2 protein-coding genes are annotated in these 2,159 nt (G+C 70.7%); one reads left to right on the forward strand and one right to left on the reverse strand.

Features of this window, described 5'->3' with window-relative positions; all coding sequences use genetic code 11:
• Positions 1-147 precede the first annotated feature (147 nt).
• Complete coding sequence (gene trpS, locus ACLHRZ_RS37070) at positions 148-1,161, forward strand: tryptophan--tRNA ligase (protein ID WP_490422983.1); 1,014 nt, start codon at positions 148-150, stop codon at positions 1,159-1,161.
• 27 nt (positions 1,162-1,188) lie between these two features.
• Here trpS and proC read toward each other — a convergent pair whose 3' ends face one another.
• Positions 1,189-2,016, reverse strand: coding sequence for a pyrroline-5-carboxylate reductase (gene proC, locus ACLHRZ_RS37075; protein WP_490422984.1), 828 nt, complete (start codon positions 2,014-2,016; stop codon positions 1,189-1,191).
• Between the last annotated feature and the right edge of the window lie 143 nt (positions 2,017-2,159).

The following is a 2,159-nucleotide window of genomic DNA, read 5'->3' on the forward strand; positions in this document are numbered from 1 at the left end:
TGACCATGCATGCCCGTCCTCAGCTGTGGTGGGCCGCCTGACGGCGGCCCACCCCCTGTGCGTACCTCGCATGCACTCAACGGCCGCCGCCTCGGCGGCCGTTTTGCTGTCCGTGGCGGTGGTCCCGTCCACCAGGAGACAGCTCTCATGACCACCCCGAAGTCCACCCGCATCTTCAGCGGCGTCAAGCCGACCGGCCACCTGACCCTGGGCAACTACCTGGGCGCCATCCGCCAGTGGGTCGAGACGGACCAGCACCGGGCCGACGCCCTCTTCTGTGTCGTCGACCTGCACGCGCTGACCGTCGAGCACGACCCCGCCCGCGTACGGAGGCTGAGCCGGCAGACGGCGACGCTGTTCCTGGCGGCGGGGCTGGACCCGGAGTTGTGCACACTCTTCGTGCAGAGCCATGTGGACGAGCACACCCGGCTGTCCTATCTGCTCGAGTGCACCGCCACCGACGGCGAGATGCGCCGGATGATCCAGTACAAGGAGAAGTCGGCGCGCGAGCGGGAGTCGGGCGGGAGCGTGCGGCTGTCCCTGCTGACGTATCCCGTGCTGATGGCCGCGGACATCCTGGCCTACGGAGCCGGCGAAGTCCCGGTGGGCGAGGACCAGGCCCAGCACGTGGAGCTCACCCGGGACCTGGCCGTGCGCTTCAACCAGCGGTACGGCCACACCTTCACCGTGCCGAAGGCAGTACTCCCGACCGTGGCGGCACGGGTCATGGATCTCCAGAACCCCACCGCCAAGATGGGGAAGTCGCACGGGGAGACCTCAGGGATCGTCTATCTCCTCGACGAGCCCGAGGTCGCGCGCAAGAAGATCATGCGCGCGGTGACGGACAGCGGGACCGACGTCGTGTACGACCGGGAGACGCGGCCCGGTGTCGCGAACCTGCTGGAAATCCTGGCGGCCTGTACGGGCGGCGAGCCGGAGAACCTCGCCGCCGGCTACGACTCGTACGGCGCGCTGAAGAAGGACACCGCCGAGGCGGTTCTCGAAGTGCTGCGCCCGTTGCAGGAGCGGCACGCTGCGCTGACCGCCGACCCGGCGTACGTCGACGGTGTGCTGCGCGAGGGCGCGGAGCGCGCGCGGGCGCTGGCACGCCCGACCGTCGACGCCGCGTACCGGGCGATCGGGCTCCTTCCGTCCGTTTGAAACGGAGACGGGGCGGGCGGCGGCTCGTCAGCCGTTGCCGGAGGCCAGCTCGCGGCTGCGGTCGCGGGCGGCCTCCAACGCGGCGAGGAGGGCATGCCGCACGCCGTGCTTCTCCAGCTCGCGGATGGCGCTGATCGTGGTGCCGGCCGGCGAGGTGACGGCCTCGCGGAGCTTGACGGGGTGTTCGCCGCTGTCGCGCAGCATGACGGCGGCGCCGATGGCGGCCTGGACGATCAGGTCGTGGGCCTTGTCGCGCGGCAGCCCGAGCAGGATGCCGGCGTCCGTCATGGCCTCGACGAGGTAGTAGAAGTAGGCGGGACCCGAGCCGGAAAGCGCGGTGGCCGCATCCTGCTGGGACTCGGGAACGCGCAACGTCTTGCCGACGGGCTTGAAGATGGCCTCGGCCCGGAGCAGGTGCTCCTCGGAAGCGTGCGATCCGGCGGAGATGACGGACATGCCCTCGTCGACCAGGACGGGGGTGTTCGGCATGACCCGGACGACCGGGGTGCCGGCAGGGAGCCGCTCCTCGAAGAAGGCCGTGGGCACGCCGGCCGCCGCGCTGATGACCAGCCGGTCGGTGGGCAGGTGCGGGGCGAGCTCGTCGAGGAGCACGGCCATGTCCTGCGGCTTGACGGCGAGGATCAGGGTGTCGGCGGCCTTGGCGGCGTCGACGTTGCCGACGGCCTCGACGCCGTAGCGGGCGCGGAGCGCCTCGGCGCGCTCGGGGCGGCGGGCCGTGCACAGCAGGTCGGCCGGCGACCAGCCGGCCCGGATCATGCCGCTGAGCAACGCCTCGCCGATCTTTCCGGTTCCGAGGACGGCGACGGTCTGCGTCTGCGGCACGTGCGTCGGCACGGGGCTCACCTCTTCGCTGCGCTGGGCTTGGGTTCTGCGGCCTTGGGCGTACATCCTCCCACCCCGGCGGAGACAGTGCCCGGAAAAACAAGAAAGCCCTGACAGGGAACCGGAGTTCCCCGTCAGGGCTTTCTTTCACATTT

It is taken from the genome of Streptomyces sp. AM25, assembly GCF_058146165.1.

What these genes read in the sequence shown, in the direction of transcription:
- trpS (WP_490422983.1), top strand. Translation starts at nt 148, where the DNA reads ATGACCACCCCGAAGTCCACCCGCATCTTCAGCGGCGTCAAGCCGACC.